Source organism: Microbacterium sp. CH1, assembly GCF_001595495.1.
Classification (GTDB): Bacteria; Actinomycetota; Actinomycetes; order Actinomycetales; family Microbacteriaceae; genus Microbacterium.
The window spans coordinates 23480-40364 of record NZ_LOSO01000015.1; the positions used below are offsets into that span (position 1 = coordinate 23480).

Sequence of the window (16885 nt, forward strand, 5' to 3'; positions counted from 1 at the left end):
CCGGCGCCCTGCGGTCCTCGCTAGGGTGGGGGAAGTCCAAAGAGGGGGGACAGACGAATGGATCGAGATGCGAAGCAGTCGACGGCGACGAGCAGCACGTCGCGCAGGCCGCGTGTCGCCGGCGTGTTCGCCGTTGTGCTCGGTGCTCTGACGGCGATCGTCGCGATTCCTGCGCTCGTCGCGGTGTCGACCGACCCGGAATTCCTCTTCGGGGGTCTCGTGGCTCTGATCGTCGCAGCGGTGTCGTTCCTCTTCGCCGGCTTCGCCTTCCGGTTCGTCCGGGAGCCGTCGACGAGGCTCACCGCGATGACCCCGCTGCTCTGGCTCGTCGCGGCGGCGCTCTTCGTCGGTGTGCTGGGCAGCATGGGGGCGTTCGTCTACGGTCAGGTCGTTCAAAACCCGCAGAGCGCGGCCGTCGGGTTGCTCCTGCTGCCGTTGGCGGGAGGCGTCATGGTCACCGGTGCGGTGCTTGTGGGGGCGGTCGTCCGGGCGCGACAGGCGGCAGCCGCCGGGCGATGATCCGACTCAGCGCCGGCGTTCTCCGAGCGGGCGTTGCGAAACGAGGTCTCCCTCGAGGGGACGTGCTTTCCAATTGAGCAGGAGCAGTGTCTCGAGTGCGGCCGAGAGCAGGACGGCGTAGAGGACGAGTCCGAGCCATCCCTCGGCACCCGCGGCGGTCAGCGCCGAGAACACCATGGCGAAGACGACGAGCAGACCGGCGAGAGCGATGAGCCGATCTGTGGCTGCGCTGCGCTCCGTCTGCCCGCCGCGTCGAGCGAGGCCGAACGATCGTACGGCGGCCACGGCGAAGCCGATCGCGAGGACGATGTTGCTCGGCAGGGACAGCATCCCGGGAGCCACGGTCTGCTTCCACATCTCCAGGGTCGCCAGCATCCCGACCATGCTCACGGCGCCGAGAAGGATCGCGACGATGCCGCGGATACGCGCGGCTTTCCGCACTCTGTGAGCCGCGCTCATCGCAGCGCTCTCAGAACGATCCCCTGCATCAACTTGTCGTGAACTTCGGCCACCCGGTGGCCCTGTCGGCGACACCAGCGAGCTGGCTCTTCGCGGAGTCGATGGCGTTGTCGAGCTGCACATTCGCGCTCGCGATCTGAATGAGTGCAGCGGCGAGCGCGCCCACCATGGCGACGATTCCCGCGGGCGCCGCGATGAGGGTGGCCAGCGCGGCGATGCCGGAGATGATTCCCGCCACCAAAGTGCCGAGGGTGGTCCACATGAGCGTCGTAAATGTGTCCAGGCCGCCCGCGAGCTTCTCCAGGCCGCCGGCAACAGGGTTGGCTATGCCCGACTCGAAATCGGAAAGCGTCGTGCGCTGGGCGGCCGTCGTCTGCTCGTACCGATCAGCACCCTTTCCGCTCCACTCCTCATCAGTTCGGAGGACAGAGGGGTCGATCTGGTCTTTCGCATTCGAAAGCGGCGTGGCGAGATCGGACCGCCATGTGCCAGCGAGCGCTCGGATCTGCTCGCGATAGCCGGGGCGACGATACGGGTCCGAGATGACCTCCCAGAACTCCCCCAGCCGTTCCATGAGCCAGTTCCAGGCGTCGCGAAGCCGGTCCGCGGCCCATTGAAGCCAGTCCCACACATCCGACAGGAGGTCGTTGACCTTGGTGCGTGCCTCCTCGATGCGGCGTTCGATGTCATCGACCAGCTGAGCCCAGTCGGGCGCGCCCGAGCCGCTTACAGGGATGGACATAGATACCTCCGGTCCGTGAAGGGATTGGCGATGACCCGCTGATGATCGCTCACGACTGCACTTCCCACATGCCGTTGATGGTGCTGACACTCTCGTCTTCGCGGGCGATGAAGAGATCGCGGACCTCCCGCAGCACCTGGGCACCGTCGGCCGCGGATGCGGAGCCGGCGGACAAGTAGGACGCGACGGCGGTGATGATCTCGCTGTACTGCGCGTAGAGCTCATCACCCTTCCAGCAGAAGGCTGCGTCGGACGAGTGCATCGAGTTCGTGGCGGCGGAGGCGTCGGCGAGGCGAGATGAGATGTCGTCCCACACCGCAGCATCGCTGCCAAGGGCTTCCGCCGCAACCTTGATCTCTTCGGCTGAGAGCATGAGCTCAGCCTCCTCTCGTCAGCATCCGGATGAGTTCGACGGGATCGGCCATACCCTCGGCGTACTCGGAAAGCGGCGTTCCCTCGAAAGGCGCAGACGGCGTTGCGGCCGCCACTGACTGCCGGGCGTCGGCCATCGCTGCCCGGATCGTGTCGGTGACCGCGCCCCCGTCGGCAGTGTGAAGCCACGAGACGTCGAGTTCCAGGCCGATCAGCGTTCCACTGCTGTCCAAGGTGACGGTGGCATGGTTGTGAGCGTCCTTACCGTGATGCACCTGATTGGCGCGCTCCGTCAGCGCGGCGAGAGTCGCGCTCAGCTGGGATGAGAACGTGTCGACGAACCGGTTGACGTTCCTATGAAAGGTGTCGCCGTCAGCGGCTGCCACGAGTTCCGAGATCTCATGCGCGCTTGGGAGCGGCGAGGGTACGGGCGATGAAGGCACTGCCGCGGCGTCCTGGGTGAAGCTCTCGCCCCACGCCGTGAGGCGGGCAATGAAGGCGTTGTTCACCGTCTCCATGATTACGCCAGACAAAGCCTCCGGCCGGACGGATGCGCGCCAGAAACTTCCGATCGAGATGTCGATCGAAGTGTCGTCTACGAGGACGGATACTTGACCGGTCGCGTCCTCTACCGGATCCGGGCCCAGGCTCTCGGTGGCTGCGCGCATTTGCGCAGTCTTCTGCGCCAGCTGCTCGTACAGCTCGTAGATCGCTTCGTTGTCGTGCGTCAACGTCCCCCCCGGGTCACCATCTTCAGTGTGCTCTTACCGTACACGACCGACGCGCGCCGCGGCCGGCTCAGTCACGAGAGATTCAGTCCCCGGGCTCGGGGCGGTCGAGGAGGCCGCCCTGTCGGTCGACCTCGACCGCCGCGTCGGCGGGGGTCTCCCGGCGTCGCCGGAGGACGATGAGGATGCCGAGGACTCCGAGCAGGCTCGCGCCGGCGATCGCGGCGATCAACGCCACCTCGCGGGTGAGGACGAACGGCGGCACGCCGTGGTCGGGCTCGACGCTCACCGCCGGGGGCCGCACGGCGCTCTCGGCCGTGTCGAAGAAGGGGCTGACGGGTCCGCGGGTGGTGGGGTCGGGGAGGAGCTGAATAGCGGCGGAGGGCCGGATGAAGCCCCAGCCGTTCACGTCATCGCGGTTGTCGGCATCCGCGCGAAGTGCGGTCGCCGTGAGCCGGTACGCCCACCCCGCGGGCGGATCCTCCGGGTGCGCCTCGGCGACCAGGGCCGCCGCCGCGCTCACGTAGCCGGTCGCGAAGCTCGATGCCGGGGCGTCGGAGGCGAACAGGCAGTCGCCGCCGCCGGTCGCCGCGGTGAGCACGTTCGCGCCGGGGGCCGTGACCCCGACCTGCGGACCGTGGATCGAGCTGTCGGTCGCGAGCCCCGTCGCGTCGGCCGCGCTCACGCCGAGCGCCTGTTCGTAGGCGGCGGGATACCGGGCTCCGTCCTCCGCCTCGGGGTCGGAGATCCTGTTGCCGCCGCTGGCGACGACGAGCGCTCCGACGGCAGCCGCGTGCTCCACCGCGCCCCGCAGCTCGGGGGAGTCCATCGCCTGTGACGACGAGACGTTGATGATGTCCGCGCCGTTGTCCGCCGCCCAGTTGATGCCGTCGGCGAGGCGCTGGGCGCTCGGGCCCCACCCCTTGTCGACGTCCTGCGCCGAGTCGCTGCGGAACGCGCGCACGGACAGCAGGCGCGCGTCGGGTGCGAGGCCGACCACGCCGGACCCGGAGACGGGCTGCGCCGCGATCTGCCCGGCGATGGCCGTGCCGTGCCCGGTCAGATCGCTCAGGCCGTCGCCGCGCTCCCCGTCGCCGACGAGGTTCACGCCGCCGACGACGACACCGGCGAGGTGCGGGTTGCCGGCGTCGATCCCGGAGTCGACGACCGCCACGACGACGCCTCTCCCGGTGGCGAGGCGGTTCGCATCCTCCGCCCCGAGGGCTGCGAGCGCCGACGGCGCCTCGGGAGCGAGCACGACGGTGCCGGGCTCACAGGCGCCGGTCGCCATCGACACGATCGTCGTGGGAGCGGTCGGCGCGGCCACCGCGGCGGCCGGCGTCCCCCACACGGCAGCACCCACCACGAGGGTGGCGAGAGCGGCGCGGCGGCGCATCACTCGTCCCCGGAGCCGGGCGACTCTCTCGCGGCCTCGGTGGTCAGGGCCGGCCCGGCGGCGAAGAAGTCGATCCACGCGCTCGGCACCCGCCCGACGTCGCCCGGAGCGTAGCCGAGCTGGGCGAGCGGGCCGCTCGCCGCGTCTTCGGCGGACTCATCCAGAACGGCGCCCGGAATGGCGTAGGCGGTGCCGGACTCGTCGACGAGCACGGCCATGCCCACCGCCTCCTCCGACGGGCCGCTCGTCTGCACGAGGGCGCCACCGCCGACGGTGACGGCGACACGGTCGCGATCCTCCGGCAGCTCGGTGCTCGTGGACCCGAGGACGGTGCGGGCGTCGTCGCCCAGGACGGCGCACGGGGTCTCGCCGGAGGCGAGCGGTGTCAGCGGAAGCGTGGGCCAGTCGTCGCCACCGGCGTTCGGCACGGTGGGAACGTCGGCCACCTCCGCCGGCGACACCTCTTCCTCGTCCGCGCCGGCCTCTTGCGCGCTGCCGAGCAGATAGAGCTGGTACGCGAGCGGGCTGAGGCGCGCGAGCTCTCCGGTTGCGAGCGCGACGTAGCGCTCGTCCGCGGGGCTGCCCTGCACGTGCACGATCGTGCCCGCCGTCAGGTCGGTCCCCGGCACCCGAGCGCCGACGGCGTTCAGCCGGATCGGCTCCAAATCGACGCCGCTCTCGAAGAGGTTGAGCCAGCGGCCGTCGACCTCGATCACGTCGCTGGTGCCGAGACCGACCGCGCGCAGCACCGCGTTCGCGTCGTCGGCGGGAACGGCGTAGCGGAGGCCGTCGGCGATCACGAAGAGCTCGTCGCCGCGTTGCACGACCGCGCCGGTGCCCGTCGACGGTGCGGCGATCGGCTTCCCCGACAGTGAGACGGCGGTCCCGGCGGAGTCGTCGACGCACGCCGTCCATGCCGTGTTGATGAGGGCGCTCGGGGTGGGCAGATCGTCAGGGGCGCCGAGGATGCCGATCGAACCGCCGACCGGGATGCCGTCGAGGGCGGCCTGATCCGTGCGCACGACCTTGAACTCGCCGGCGGGGATGAGCAGGCGGGCGCTGGCGGTGTTGATGACGGGGTACAGCGTCCCCTCGACCGAGACGTAGCGGGCGCCCGTGTCGGTGGCGACGATGAGGCGGTTGTTCTGCCAGTCTCCGGGGAGTCCCGGCTGCATGATGCCCCAGAACACGCCGACGAGGATCACGCCGACGGTGAGGGCGATGCCCGCGATGACGGCGCGCAGCGGCTTGGCCGGTTCGAGCTCCTTGCCGCCGGGGGCGCCGCCGGTGAAGGCGGAGAGGAGCCGTCGTCGGCTGAAGCCCTGGGCCTCGATCAGGTCCTTCTTGGTCGCCATCGGTCAGACGAGCCCCGCCGTGATGACCCCGAGCGGGAGCAGGAGGGCGAGCGCGACGACCTCGACCGTGTCGCCGAGCCGCGTGAGGCGGAGGCGGGCCTTCGGCGTGAGCAGCGTGAGTCCGATGAGCACCACGGTGGCGACCACGAGGATGAGCAGCATCCACGTGCGCACGTCGGGGAGGGCGAGGGCGACGGTCACACCGGTCGCGGCGAGGCCGATCGCCCCGATCGCCATCAGCACGAGCACCCCGAGACGGGCGTGCATCTGCCGCGACTGGAACATCATGCCGACGAAGGCGAGCACGCACAGCACGGCACCCGTGACGCCGCTGGCGGCGACGAGCGGGGTCGCGATGAGGGCGGCGAGGCCGAGCGCGGCACGGAGCGCGATGAGCGTGCGGGTGCCGGCGGCGGCGCGACGCTTCACCTCCTCGGCGTCGATGGGCTGCGGCGCGGAGAACATGTCGGCGTCGCTCTGCGGCGAGATCACCCGGATGCGGGTGGAGCTCAGAGCCAGCCAGGGGATGCCGTTCGCGAGCAGCGCCGTGGTCGCGAGCATCAGCGCGTACGAGGCGAGCGGGTCGCCGAAGACCGCGGCCGCCGTGGCCGTGATCCCGATCGAGGCGCCGAGGGCGATGGGCACGAGGTGGATCTCGGGCTTGTCCTGGGTGACGGCCAGGCTGAGGCCTCCGACGACGACGAGTCCGAGCCCGAGAGCGGCGAGCGGCCAGCCCCAGATGCTCTGCGCGGGGACCGCGAGGTAGCCCGCGAGCCCGCCGTACGCCGCGGCGGTGAGGCCGAGCGCATGACCGGCCTCGGGCTGCCGCAGCCGCATCAGCACCGCAGCGGCGACGCTGAGCACGACCGCGCCCGATCCCGCGATGATCGCCGGGAGCAGAGACGTCGGCGGCGTCGCGATGAGGAGCACGGCGCAGAGGGCGAGGAAGGTGAGGCTGACGAAGAGGGCGGTCCGGGAGCTGTCCGCGGGGGTCCAGGAGTTGTGCTGCTCGGCCGTCGCGTCGATCACGGCTTCCACGACGTCGTCGTAGATGCGCGGCTCGCGCATGAGCCCGCCGCGCACCAGGGTCAGCAGCTCGCCGTCGTGCACGCCCTGGGCCGCAGCGCCGCGAGCGGGGTCCAGGGGTGTGCCGTCCGACCGCTGCAGCGCGTAGCCGCCGTGCGTGAGGGTCGGGTCCAGCACGCCGAGACTGCGGGCGAAGCCGGGGATGATCTCGACGAGAGGGACCTGCGACGGCACCCCCACGTCGAGCCTGCGGTCGTCGCTGACCACGGAGATCCGCAGCACGGTTCCTGCCACGGTGCCGCTCTGGCTCATATCGGTGGTGTCCCCCCACGTGTGTGATGCTCTCCCGCCGCAGGCGTTGCGGGGGTCCGGCCCGGACTCACTCTAGTTGACAGGCCAGATACTATCTGTTGCGCACGCGCGGGCAGGGGCGACGGTTTCGCGCGGCGAAGGGGAAACGGAGGGGATCATGCACGATGGGCTTGCACGCGGGGCGGGGTGGCTGTCCGTCTGGGCGGCGGGAGTGCTGGGCATCGCGCTCGCGTTGAGCGCATGCGCTCCGGCTTCGCCGGTCCAGCCGATCGCGACAAGCATCGACGACCTGCAGGCGGAAGCCACGGTCGAGAACTTCTTCGAACTCCTCGAGGACGGAGATGCGCGATCGGCAGTGTTGATGACCGACCTCGACGTCGACATCGACGCCGATGAGGCGCTGCTGCTCGCCGACGAGGTGTATTCGTCTGTCGATTCGAGGCCTGAACTCGTCGAGGCCACCCAGGCGGAGACGGTCGCGGACGGCGCGCAGGTACAGGTGCGGTATCAGGTCGGAGACGACACCAGGGACGAGACCATGCAACTCGTCCGCATCCCGAAGGAGGGCACGGTCCCCGAGCACCGTATCGTCCATCTGTCTTCCGAGACGGTCGGGGTGGACATGTCGGGTGCGGAACGGCTGCCCGACGGCACGGAGTACCGCATCAACGGCGTGGACGTGACTGCCGCGATCGTCGCGGCCGTGCAGGATGCGTCCGCCACAGGAGGGACACCGCGCGTGCTGGCGTTCGGAGGTAGCTACCCCATCGACGTCGTGGTTCCGGGCAGCGACGGATTCAGCGACACGTTCCTTCTCGAGGTCCCGACCTTCGTCGGTGGCGATTCCGCCGGCGAAGGGTTCGCGGACTTCGTCAGTGAATACGGGTTCTGAGTGGTAACGGCGCAGATTTATCGATCGCATGGAGAAATTTCCATACGGATCTGTCCAGGCCGTTGGAAATGGGCACCGACCTGCCTTAGCCTATGTGCGGAAACAGATTGTCGGGGGTTGTTCCGAAGTCGTCCCGTATCGGGAAGGCGCTCCCCCGCGTGTGTCCTCATGGGGACCGGAGGGAGTGAGAAATGACTGATGTCATCTCCGCAGAAGAGGGGGCTCTGCGTCGCGGAGCCCAGGCCGTGCGGGAGACGAAGACCGGGATCGATCAGCAGACCAAGAAGGTCCGCGGTGAGATCGAGCAGCTGCGCGGGTTCTGGACGGGTGCGGCCGCCGCATCGTTCACCACGCTGATGTCGCGGTGGGACGAGCAGGCTCGTCAGCTCAACGAGGTCCTCGTGACGCTCGAGGATGCCCTCGCCGGCACCGAGCGCGACCAGGCCGCGACCGAAGAATCCCACCAGCAGACCATCGCGGGCCTCGGCTCGATGATGGGCGCCTGAGCGCAGTCCGCAGAGATTTCAAGGAGAACATGATGCAGTCGATGTCCGTTCGCCCGGAGCAGGTCAACGCTCTCGCGGCGCAGATCCGCAGCGGGTCGCAGGGTATTCGTTCCGAGCTGGACCGCCTCGAGTCCGAGGTCAGCAAGCTGCGTGCGGCGTGGGATGGTGCCGCGCAGCAGGCCTACGACCAGGCGCAGGCCAAGTGGAACCGCTCGCTGAGCGAGATGCAGCAGCTGCTCACGCAGATCGCCGGGAAGACCGAGGAGATCTCGGGTCAGTACGTGCAGACCGACAAGTCGGCTGCGGGGCGCTTCGGCGCGTGAACCCGGGGCGCGGGTCTGGCGCAGCGATGCGTCGGGCCCGCGCCGTCTGCTGTGCTTTTCGGTGAGCCACCGGACGGTACAGCAGGCGTGACGGGATCGCCGGAGGAAAGAAGAGGGGGCGTCGATGACCATCGGAATCGACCTTGATCAGATACTCGCTGAGATCAAGCGCATTCAGCGGGACATGCAGCAGCTTCCTGCTGCATCCGAGGTCGCCGTCTCGGAAGGTGGCGTGTCAGAAGCGACCGCGGATTTTCGCTACGCCGTCAAGCGTGTCGCTGACGGCATGGGCGAGGCGACACAGAACTCGATCGTCGCGCTGAACGACGCCAATGAAGCCATGCGTCTCGCGGTCTTGGATATCGCAGAACAGGATGCAGCGATCGCCGACGAAGCGAAACTCATCCTCTCCTTGTTGGATTCCGCCGTGGAGCAGGCTCCGCCTCACGCGACCCCCGCAGCGGCGCAGTCGTCCGAGACATCGACGGACGAGCCGAAGGACGCGGACTACTGATGAAGCGCGGACGACAGCTGATCGCTTCGCTGATCGGCGTAGTCGCGATGAGTATCGCGGTCGCTGTGCCGGCGGCCGCAGCGGATGCGTCCGAGGGCGGGTTGTGGTATTTCAACCGGGGCAAGGTGCAGGCCGCACAGGACGCCGGCCTCGACGGTTCCGGAGTGACGATCGCCGTGATCGACACCCAGGTGAATCCGGATGCGCCGGGCCTGCGCGGCGCTGATCTCCAGGTGCGGGAGGAATCGTTCTGTTTCGACGAGTCGGGAAAGCGGTATGACGCGATCTCCTCGGATTACGTCGCGGCGAATCACGGCACGAATGTCGCCTCGATGATCCTGGGCACGGGAGAGGCGGTCGGCGGTACCCCGATCAAGGGTGTGGCGCCGGGTGCGACGGTGCTCTATTACAACTCGATGATCACCACCAGTACGCCGGAGGGGAACGATGTCGAGTCCACCTGTCTCCAGGAGAACGGCGAGCTGATCAACGACGATCTGAGCGATGAGGGAATGCGCCGCCCCTCTGGCCTGGCAAAGGCGATCTCGGCTGCGGTGGACGACGGTGCGGATATCATCTCGGTTTCGCTGGGCGGGCTGGTCGACGCCGCGGATTCGGTGGCGAAGGCTCATGCGGCCGGAGTCGTGGTGTTGGGTTCGCTGCCGAACGTGGGCGGGGTCGGTGACTGGCCTTCGAGCTACAACGGTGTCGTCGCCGTGCAGGCGTTCGGTCCTGACGGCAAGATCCAGTACTCGACGTACGATCCGGTGCTCGCCGAGCCCTCGCCGAATCTGAGTGAGGACGTGAAGGTGGCGTCTCCGGGGCTGGAGATCATCGCGCAGGGCACGGCGGACTCGTGGGACGCGCAGCAGCTGCGTTCGGGGACGTCATTGGCGACGCCGGTCGCGGCGGGCTTCCTGGCGGTCGTGAAGCAGAAGTATCCGGAGGCGACGTCCAATCAGCTCATTCAGAGCATGATCCACAACACCGGGACGAAGGGCGAGCACGAACCGGAGTGGAACAACAGCGTCGGATATGGGGCGATTTCGCTCTCCGGCATGCTGGCTGTCGATCCGACGAAGTACCCGGATGTGAACCCGCTCTGGGACGCCGACGATGAGAACGCGGTTCCCGAGCAGGCAAACGTAGACGAGGAAGCCGCACTGCTCGCCGCGAGCGCTTCTCCGGAGCCGACGAGCGAGGCGGGATCTGACTCGGGTACCGCCGGCACAGATCTCGCGCCGCTGCTGATTGGCGGCGGAGCGGTGCTCGCCATCCTCGTCATCGGCGGGGTGGTCCTCGCCGTGGTGCTGACCAGCTCATCACGACGACAGAAGACGCAACAAGGGGGAGACCGATGACTGGACCGTACGAAACCGAGCTCAATCGCATTCGCGGACTCGAGGACTGGCGTATCCCGAAGGCCACTTCACTGCAGACGGCGCTCACATCCCTCGTCGGTGCACTGGGCAAGGTGTTGGAGTCTTCGGCTTGGAAAGGCAGTTCCTTCGACGCCGCACGAGACTCGCTGGGGATGCTGCAGGAGAATTTCCGCATTCTCGAGACCTATGTCGGACAGCTCACCGATGCCATCGAGAACGCGAATGCCTACCGCCGCAACGCGGCGGCGGCGGAGCTCCCGTCTACCCATGTTGACCCGTTCTGGGCGAATGCCGCCAAGGTCGGTTCCGTCGTCGTGCACCCCGTCCTTGGCCCGCTCGCTGCGGACAAGGCGCTGGACGTCATCGGTAGCTTCCTCGGCAACAAGCGCGAGGAAGAGGCGAAGCGCATCGTGCAACGGATCGAGGCAGGCCTCGCGCCGTCTGCGAAGTCCCTCACGGCCGCGTCGGCGACACTGGCGAACTTCGATCCACGGGTCGCGGTTCCCACACCGCCACCGAAGCCGGTGGACCCGGGCACGGATGTCACCGCTCCGCACATCACCTATCCCGGAGGTGGAAGCTCTCCCGGTGGCTCCATCCCGGGTGGCGGAGGTCACGCTGGAAGCGTGAGTCCGCCCGCCTCCCCCGGCGGTGGACAGATCGGCGGCCTGAACCCGGGTGGTTGGGAGCCGACCCCTCCCGGTGGTGGTTGGGAGCCCACTCCCCCCGGTGGCGGTTGGGAGCCGACCCCTCCCGGTGAGGGCGGCGACGACCCCTCGATCGACTCTCCCGGCGGTGGCCTGCTTCCGGGCGGGCCCGGTGGCGGTCTTCCCGGTGGTCCCGGCGGCTCGGGCTCCGGCTCGCTTCCCGGCGGCGCCCTCCCGGGCGGCGTCTTCCCCGGCGGTGGCGGGGGCCTCGGTGGCATCGTGGGCGGTGGCGCCGGCGCGGCGGCGATCGCAGCGAGCTCGAAGATCGCCGGCTTCGGCAGCATGGGCGGACTCGGCGGTGCGGGCCTGGGCCCGGGTGCCGGTGCCGGGCTCAAGGCCGGTGGCGGTCTGCTCGGTAACTCCGCCGTCGGTGGTGTTGGCGGCGTCGGTGGTGCGGGCGGCCCTGGCGGTATGGCCGGTACTGGCGGCGTCGGCGGGGCGGGTGCCGCGGGCACCGGGTCTTCCGGCGCGGCAGGGGCCGGTGGCCGACCCGGCATGGGCATGATGGGCGGCGCCGGTGGCGCCGACGAGGAGGAGAGGGCGAAGCGTTCGGGCCTCGGTGGTCCTATCGCGCCGAAGCTGGAGGACGACGAGGAAGCTGGCCCCCGCGCCAAGGGTGCTCGCGCCGGGTCCCGCGACGAGCCTGCCAACTGACAGAGAGATCAGCAGGGTCTGTTCGGGGGGACGGCGAAGGACGGAGGGGGCGTCATGAGCGACACGGATTTCTGGCTGAACGCGGCCGGGCTGCGTGAACAGGCGGGAGCGTTCACGCAGTACGCGGACCAGGCAGCCAGCGCGAGGGCGTGGTTGGAAGACCGAACGATCACGGACGACGGGAGTTTCGACGCATACACGCGTGTTGCCGGTGCCGCGATCGAGATCCGGTCATCGTTGATCGACTGGTTCGATCACCTCGAGCAGGTGCTGGACGGTGTAGCCACCGAGCTCATCGCTGTGGCCGACGAGGGCGAGGGCATCGACACCGAGCAGGCCGCGCTCATCGACGCGACCGATCCTGACGTCTACAACGACAACATTCAGTCGCCGTCGGGGCGGCCGGAGATCGCCCCCAGCTACGACCGTACTGACGACTCACTGCCCGTATGGGGGCCGCCGACAGGGGGAGCCGCCTTCTTCTGTGACCTCGGCACCCATGACGAGCTGAACCAACTCAGCACCAATCTCGTCCCGGGGGATCTTCTCAGCCCGAGCGAATGGATCGACACGGTGCTGGGGTGGTTGGGTGCGCGGACACTGCCGCAACGCGTGTTGGAGACCTACGGCGGCCGCTGGGGCGATATCCGGCAGTTCGTCGACACGATCAACGGTCTGGCGTCACTCGTGGACGACATGCGGGGGCACCTGTCCAGCGCCGCGGCATACGCCGGCATCCAATGGCAGGGTTACGCGTCCAACAGTGCACAGGCCTATCTCGCTGACCTGCTGAACGCGCTCTCCGATGCGCAGCACGCCCTCGCTGACGCGGGTACGGTCTTCTCCGACTACTGCACCGGCGTGATCCAATCCGCTGAGCAGATCGCCGGCGCGATCTATGGGCTCTACGACGCGATTCTCGTCGCGGCTGCCGGTGCGGCTTTCGGCACCGGCACCGTCTGGAGCGGCGGCGGCGGACTCATCGGCTACGGCACCGCCGGTGTCTCGCTGCTGTGGGCTTTCAAGAAGCTCGCGGACGTCAATGACATCCTGCAGGACATCTCGGACCTGTACTCGATTCTCGAAGCCCTCGGCAATCTGTCCGGCGATCTCTCGAACTTCGCCGCGACGATGCCCGTGCCGACGATGGAGCAGACCTCATGAGGGTTGACGGTGCAGCAGACGACGGCGCGGAGCCACTCGACCCGATCGCGGCGTTTGCAGGGCGTGTGGGAGGGGAGCGGGCACCGTTCGCGCTCCCAACGGTCGCTGCCAGCGCACCGGTGCTTCTCCAACTGACGAAGCAGATGCGCGAAGTGCGTGCCGCCAGCGATGACCCGCACCTCCGCGCTGTTCTGGACGGCATACTGGACGGACGTGCTCCGCTTTCGACGCTGCTCTCCGCCGGAGTGCTTCCCGCTCCTCCTGCGGTGATGCCGCAGGGGTTGCGGGCGTTGTTGGAGATGAACGAGGAGAACCAGTGACGATCGGGCTGAAGACCTCGATGGCCAGGGGCGCGCTCGCGGGCGTCGTCGGGGGGATCGACGAGATCGCTCGTCTCCTCCAGGCGCTCCAGGAAGAGACCGCCGTGCTCGAATCGCGGTGGGACGGTGAGGCACGCGAAGCGATGTCCGTCGCAGTGCGCGACTGGACCGCATCGGTGGAACGGCTGCGACTCATCGGACGTGAGGCGAGCCGCCTCGCGGGTCAGGCGGTCGAACGGGTGGACGAGTTCGATCGCCGCCGAGCTGGCGCGTGGCACCGGTGATGCGGCGGGCGACGGCGCTCACGTTGGCTCTGGTGTCTGTGGCGCTGACGCTCACTGCGTGCGCTTCCAGCGCTGCGACGGAACTCATCGTCACGTATGAGGCGGGCGGCGAGGAGCGCACTCTGACTCTCACCCCTGATCAGGTCACCTGTGACGCGGGGAGTGCGCACGGACTCGCGATCTCGAACGATCCGCAGGGACGCTTCTCGATCCGGCTCGACAGTGACCGCCGGGGATCGGTCGGCGCCGGAAGCGATGAGGGACTGGTGCTCTTCGAAGGCACGGATCTCGACCTGAGCGCGTCGGGTACCGTGCTCAGCATCGGGGAGTCCGACGGCGAAGTTTCCCTCGTCGAGGGATGGGCGCCTGGTGACGATATGAACGTCACAGCTGATGACGCCGAACGATACCCCGCGAGATTGTCGGGAACGGTTGCCTGCGAGGGATCGGTCGTTCTGCCGACTCCCGACCAGGGAGCCTCCGGAACGCCGCCCGCGGAGGGCGTGAGCGTGCGGTTCGCGGCCGGCGGCGTCGTCCATACCTCGGTCTTCGTGCCGACCGCTGTGTCGTGCGCGGACGGCGTCATCGCGACTGGCGTCGAACCGTACCCTGGCACCCTCTCCTTCGACGACTCCGGGCGGGTGCGAATGACCGTGTCCGACGACGCAGGGACGACTGAGTTCCGCGCGGATGGCGCAGATGTCGTGGCTGAAAGCAACGGCTCATACTGGCTGAAGGGAATCCGCGGTGATGTGCAGTTCTGGGAGGGCCAGGCCGGGGGAACGCTTTCGCCCGATGCGGCGCAGCCAGGAACCGGCACGCTCAGCGCACTGATCGAGTGTGAATAGCGTGGTAGGTGCGACCGGGGGCATCGTGAAACCCGGGACCGCTTGCGGCGGTGCCCCGGGGCGAGAGTCGTGCGCAGTGGATAGGGTGCAGGTGTGTCAGTCGAGATCGTAGAGCGGCGTCGGATCGTCCTCCAGAGCGAAGACCGCCGCATCGACCTCTCCCTGCCGCTCGACGAGACGCTGGAGGACGCGCTCACCCTGAGCGGGATCCCCGACGCGGACCGATTCGTCACGATCGGCCCCGGGGGCTACGAGATCCCCGGCGACACCGAGTGCGAAGACCTGGTCGACGGCGGCCTCTACGCGCTCATCGACCGCACGGCTCTGGCTCCGCAGGCGCGCCCAGTGGAGAAGACGACGGGCCCGACGCGCGCCGACCACGGCGCACGGTGGTGGCTGCTGGCCGTGAGCGGGATGCTGCTCGTCGCGGTCTTCGCCCAGGGAGCCGTCGATCCACTGATCCGGCTGCTCGTCGCCCTCCTCGTCGCCGCGGGTGCGGTCGGCGGCGCCGTCGCGTGGGCGCGACGCGACTCCGCGGCGGGAGTGCGCGGCATCCTCGGGGTGCTCGCGCCCGTGCTGCTGTCGTTCGCGGCCGGCGCTCTCCTCATCCCGGCCGGGCTGGAGGACGCGTCGCACCTATCGACCGCGACCGGGTTCCTCGCGGCCGGCATCACCACCGCGATCATCGCCGTCACGGCCAGGGCCCGGCCGATGCGCGCCGCGGCCGGGACGGCGACGGTGCTGCTCGTGGGCCTCGCGGCCGTCTGGGGCCTCGCCCTGCTGCTGCGGTGGGGAGAGGCGGAGGCCGCCGCCCTCTCGCTCGGCCTCGTGCCGCTGGGCCTGCGTGCCCTCCCGAGCAGCCTCGTCAACCTGCCCGAGGGCTACTTCATCGACTACAAGCACTTCATGACCAGCCGGTGGACCGTGCGCGGAGCCATTCCCGACTCGGTCGGGCTGCTGCGTCCGGAGCGCATCACCGCGGTCGTCGACGATTCCTCCGCGCGGCTCATCGCGGGCACCGCCGTGCTGAGCATCGTGGCCGCGGTGATGGCTCCGGTCGCGTTCCTGCGGCCCTGGCCCGACGATGCGTTCGTGGTCTCCGGCGGGATCGCCCTGCTCTGCTGCCTCGCGCTCGCCCTGCTGCTCACGCCGCGGCACACCACCTCGCGCCTCCTCCGGTGGTTCCCCCGCGCCGCAGCCGCCGTGGTCTGCCTCGTCGCCGGCATCCAGGTCGCGGCGGCCCTCGGGAGCGGCTTCCATCTGCTGGGAGCGGCCCTGCTGTTCCTCGTCGGGTTGGCGGCGGTCGCCGTCGTCATCCCGGTGTCCAAGGGCGCGAAGTCGCTGGTGTGGTCGCGGGTCGGAGACGCGTTCGAATGGCTCGCCGTCGCGCTCGCCCTGCCGTCGGCGCTGCTGTACGCGAATGCGCTCTCCCTGGTTCGTGGAATGATGGCCGGATGAGCGGGAACGGCCCATCACAGTCCTGGCCGAGCGGGGGTCCGATCCCGCCGATGGCGCCCGGCGGAGACCGTCCGGGGGAGATCCCCGCGCTGCCGCCCGCCCTGATCGCGGCGCCCCCGGGCGTCGACGGCACGCCGCTCCGCCAGACGCCCGCGCCGCCCACGCCGATCGCCTCGTCGCGACGTACCGTCCCGCGGCCTGCCGAGGGACTCGGCCCCGCCTTCCGCGGAGCCCCGGCGGGCACCATCCAGCGGATCGCGGCCTTCACGCTCGACGCGGCCGCCGTGTTCCTCGCTTCCGCCGTCGTCCTCGTGCTGACGCAGAGCGTGCTGCTCGCCGGCCTCACCGTCTTCGAGCTCGCCCTGTTCCTCTGGGTGCTGGAAGCGCGCACCGGCCTCACCCTCGGCAACGCCGTGCTGCGCCTGCGCAGCGCGCGCGCCGACCGGCCGTGGTCGCCGGGGATCGGGCGCCAGTTCGTCCGCGGCATCATCACCGGCGCCGGCTTCCTCGTGGCTGTCGGCAGCTGGGTCGTCGTCGCCTCCAGCGCCTGGGATCGCGGCGGCAGACGGCAGTCCTGGGCCGACCGCGTCGCCGGCACCGTCGTGGTCGCCGTGCCCGCCAAGGCGGCCGTCGAGGCTCCGCCGGCTCCCGCCGCGGTGGAGGCCGCTCCGCTCGCTCCGCCGCAGGTCGTGCCGTTGGTGGCGTCGCCGTCCGTCGTGGACGAGGACTCCCAGCCCACCGACGCCCGCGCCGCCTCCCGCCGCACCGAGACCCCGGAACCGGCGGCCCCCGGATCGGATCGGCCGCTCTTCACCGTCGCCCCCGCCCCGGCCCCGCAGACGAGTGCCGAGGCCCCTGCCCCCGAGACCGGGGCGCTGCTGCTCATCTTCGACACCGGTCAGCGGGTGCAGCTCGCCCTCCCCG

18 protein-coding genes and 1 pseudogene are annotated in these 16885 nt (G+C 69.5%); 12 read left to right on the top strand and 7 right to left on the bottom strand.

The features are described from left to right. Positions 1 to 57 precede the first annotated feature (57 nt). Positions 58 to 519: a hypothetical protein gene (locus AUV07_RS08375; protein ID WP_062635382.1), complete on the top strand. Its 462-nt coding sequence runs from the start codon at positions 58 to 60 to the stop codon at positions 517 to 519. 6 nt (positions 520 to 525) lie between these two features. On the opposite strand, the gene AUV07_RS08380 is transcribed toward AUV07_RS08375, so the two are convergent. The 7 genes from AUV07_RS08380 to eccD form a co-directional block, all read right to left on the bottom strand. Beyond that, entirely contained in the window at positions 526 to 978 is a 453-nt protein-coding gene (locus AUV07_RS08380; protein ID WP_146008210.1) for a hypothetical protein, read from the bottom strand. 28 nt (positions 979 to 1006) lie between these two features. After that, positions 1007 to 1720, bottom strand: coding sequence for a hypothetical protein (locus tag AUV07_RS08385; protein WP_062635386.1), 714 nt, complete (start codon positions 1718 to 1720; stop codon positions 1007 to 1009). Positions 1721 to 1769: 49 nt separating this feature from the next. Continuing rightward, on the bottom strand, positions 1770 to 2093 hold the full coding sequence (locus AUV07_RS08390; protein WP_062635388.1) for a hypothetical protein: 324 nt from the start codon (positions 2091 to 2093) through the stop codon (positions 1770 to 1772). A 4-nt stretch (positions 2094 to 2097) separates the two neighbouring features. After that, on the bottom strand, positions 2098 to 2823 hold the full coding sequence (locus AUV07_RS08395; protein WP_062635391.1) for a hypothetical protein: 726 nt from the start codon (positions 2821 to 2823) through the stop codon (positions 2098 to 2100). A gap of 82 nt (positions 2824 to 2905) precedes the next feature. Beyond that, complete coding sequence (locus AUV07_RS08400; protein WP_062635393.1) at positions 2906 to 4216, bottom strand: S8 family serine peptidase; 1311 nt, start codon at positions 4214 to 4216, stop codon at positions 2906 to 2908. Then, entirely contained in the window at positions 4216 to 5571 is a 1356-nt protein-coding gene (eccB, locus tag AUV07_RS08405; protein ID WP_062635395.1) for a type VII secretion protein EccB, read from the bottom strand. The genes AUV07_RS08400 and eccB overlap by 1 nt, the downstream gene beginning before the upstream one ends. Before the next feature lie 3 nt (positions 5572 to 5574). Then, positions 5575 to 6909 carry a type VII secretion integral membrane protein EccD gene (eccD, locus tag AUV07_RS08410; protein WP_062635397.1) on the bottom strand — a complete coding sequence of 445 codons (1335 nt, stop codon included), beginning with the start codon at positions 6907 to 6909 and terminating at the stop codon, positions 5575 to 5577. A 157-nt stretch (positions 6910 to 7066) separates the two neighbouring features. Here eccD and AUV07_RS08415 point away from each other — a divergent pair, with 157 nt between their 5' ends. From AUV07_RS08415 to AUV07_RS17790, 11 genes and pseudogenes are all read left to right on the top strand, one after another. Next, positions 7067 to 7801, top strand: coding sequence for a hypothetical protein (locus tag AUV07_RS08415; RefSeq protein WP_062635399.1), 735 nt, complete (start codon positions 7067 to 7069; stop codon positions 7799 to 7801). Positions 7802 to 7992: 191 nt separating this feature from the next. Continuing rightward, the gene (locus AUV07_RS08420; protein WP_062635402.1) at positions 7993 to 8307 is read left to right on the top strand and encodes a WXG100 family type VII secretion target; all 315 of its coding nucleotides are present in this window, start codon (positions 7993 to 7995) and stop codon (positions 8305 to 8307) included. Positions 8308 to 8348: 41 nt separating this feature from the next. Further along, positions 8349 to 8630 carry a WXG100 family type VII secretion target gene (locus AUV07_RS08425; protein WP_081811619.1) on the top strand — a complete coding sequence of 94 codons (282 nt, stop codon included), beginning with the start codon at positions 8349 to 8351 and terminating at the stop codon, positions 8628 to 8630. 124 nt (positions 8631 to 8754) lie between these two features. Further along, the gene (locus AUV07_RS08430; RefSeq protein WP_062635404.1) at positions 8755 to 9144 is read left to right on the top strand and encodes a hypothetical protein; all 390 of its coding nucleotides are present in this window, start codon (positions 8755 to 8757) and stop codon (positions 9142 to 9144) included. Beyond that, the gene (locus AUV07_RS08435; protein ID WP_062635406.1) at positions 9144 to 10505 is read left to right on the top strand and encodes a S8 family peptidase; all 1362 of its coding nucleotides are present in this window, start codon (positions 9144 to 9146) and stop codon (positions 10503 to 10505) included. The genes AUV07_RS08430 and AUV07_RS08435 overlap by 1 nt, the downstream gene beginning before the upstream one ends. Before the next feature lie 173 nt (positions 10506 to 10678). Then, positions 10679 to 11887, top strand: coding sequence for a hypothetical protein (locus tag AUV07_RS08440; RefSeq protein WP_062635408.1), 1209 nt, complete (start codon positions 10679 to 10681; stop codon positions 11885 to 11887). A 54-nt stretch (positions 11888 to 11941) separates the two neighbouring features. Then, entirely contained in the window at positions 11942 to 13051 is a 1110-nt protein-coding gene (locus tag AUV07_RS08445; RefSeq protein WP_045264294.1) for a hypothetical protein, read from the top strand. A 316-nt stretch (positions 13052 to 13367) separates the two neighbouring features. After that, entirely contained in the window at positions 13368 to 13655 is a 288-nt protein-coding gene (locus tag AUV07_RS08455) for a WXG100 family type VII secretion target (RefSeq protein WP_062635412.1), read from the top strand. Between the two features lie 38 nt (positions 13656 to 13693). Continuing rightward, a complete protein-coding gene (locus tag AUV07_RS08460) occupies positions 13694 to 14503 on the top strand; it encodes a hypothetical protein (RefSeq protein WP_231868225.1) in 810 nt (269 codons plus the stop codon). Between the two features lie 93 nt (positions 14504 to 14596). Beyond that, positions 14597 to 15961, top strand: a complete 1365-nt coding sequence (locus AUV07_RS08465; protein ID WP_062635416.1) for a hypothetical protein — start codon at positions 14597 to 14599, stop codon at positions 15959 to 15961. Further along, positions 15958 to 16885, top strand: a pseudogene (locus tag AUV07_RS17790) (RDD family protein); the annotation flags it as partial. The gene AUV07_RS08465 and the pseudogene AUV07_RS17790, both read left to right, overlap by 4 nt.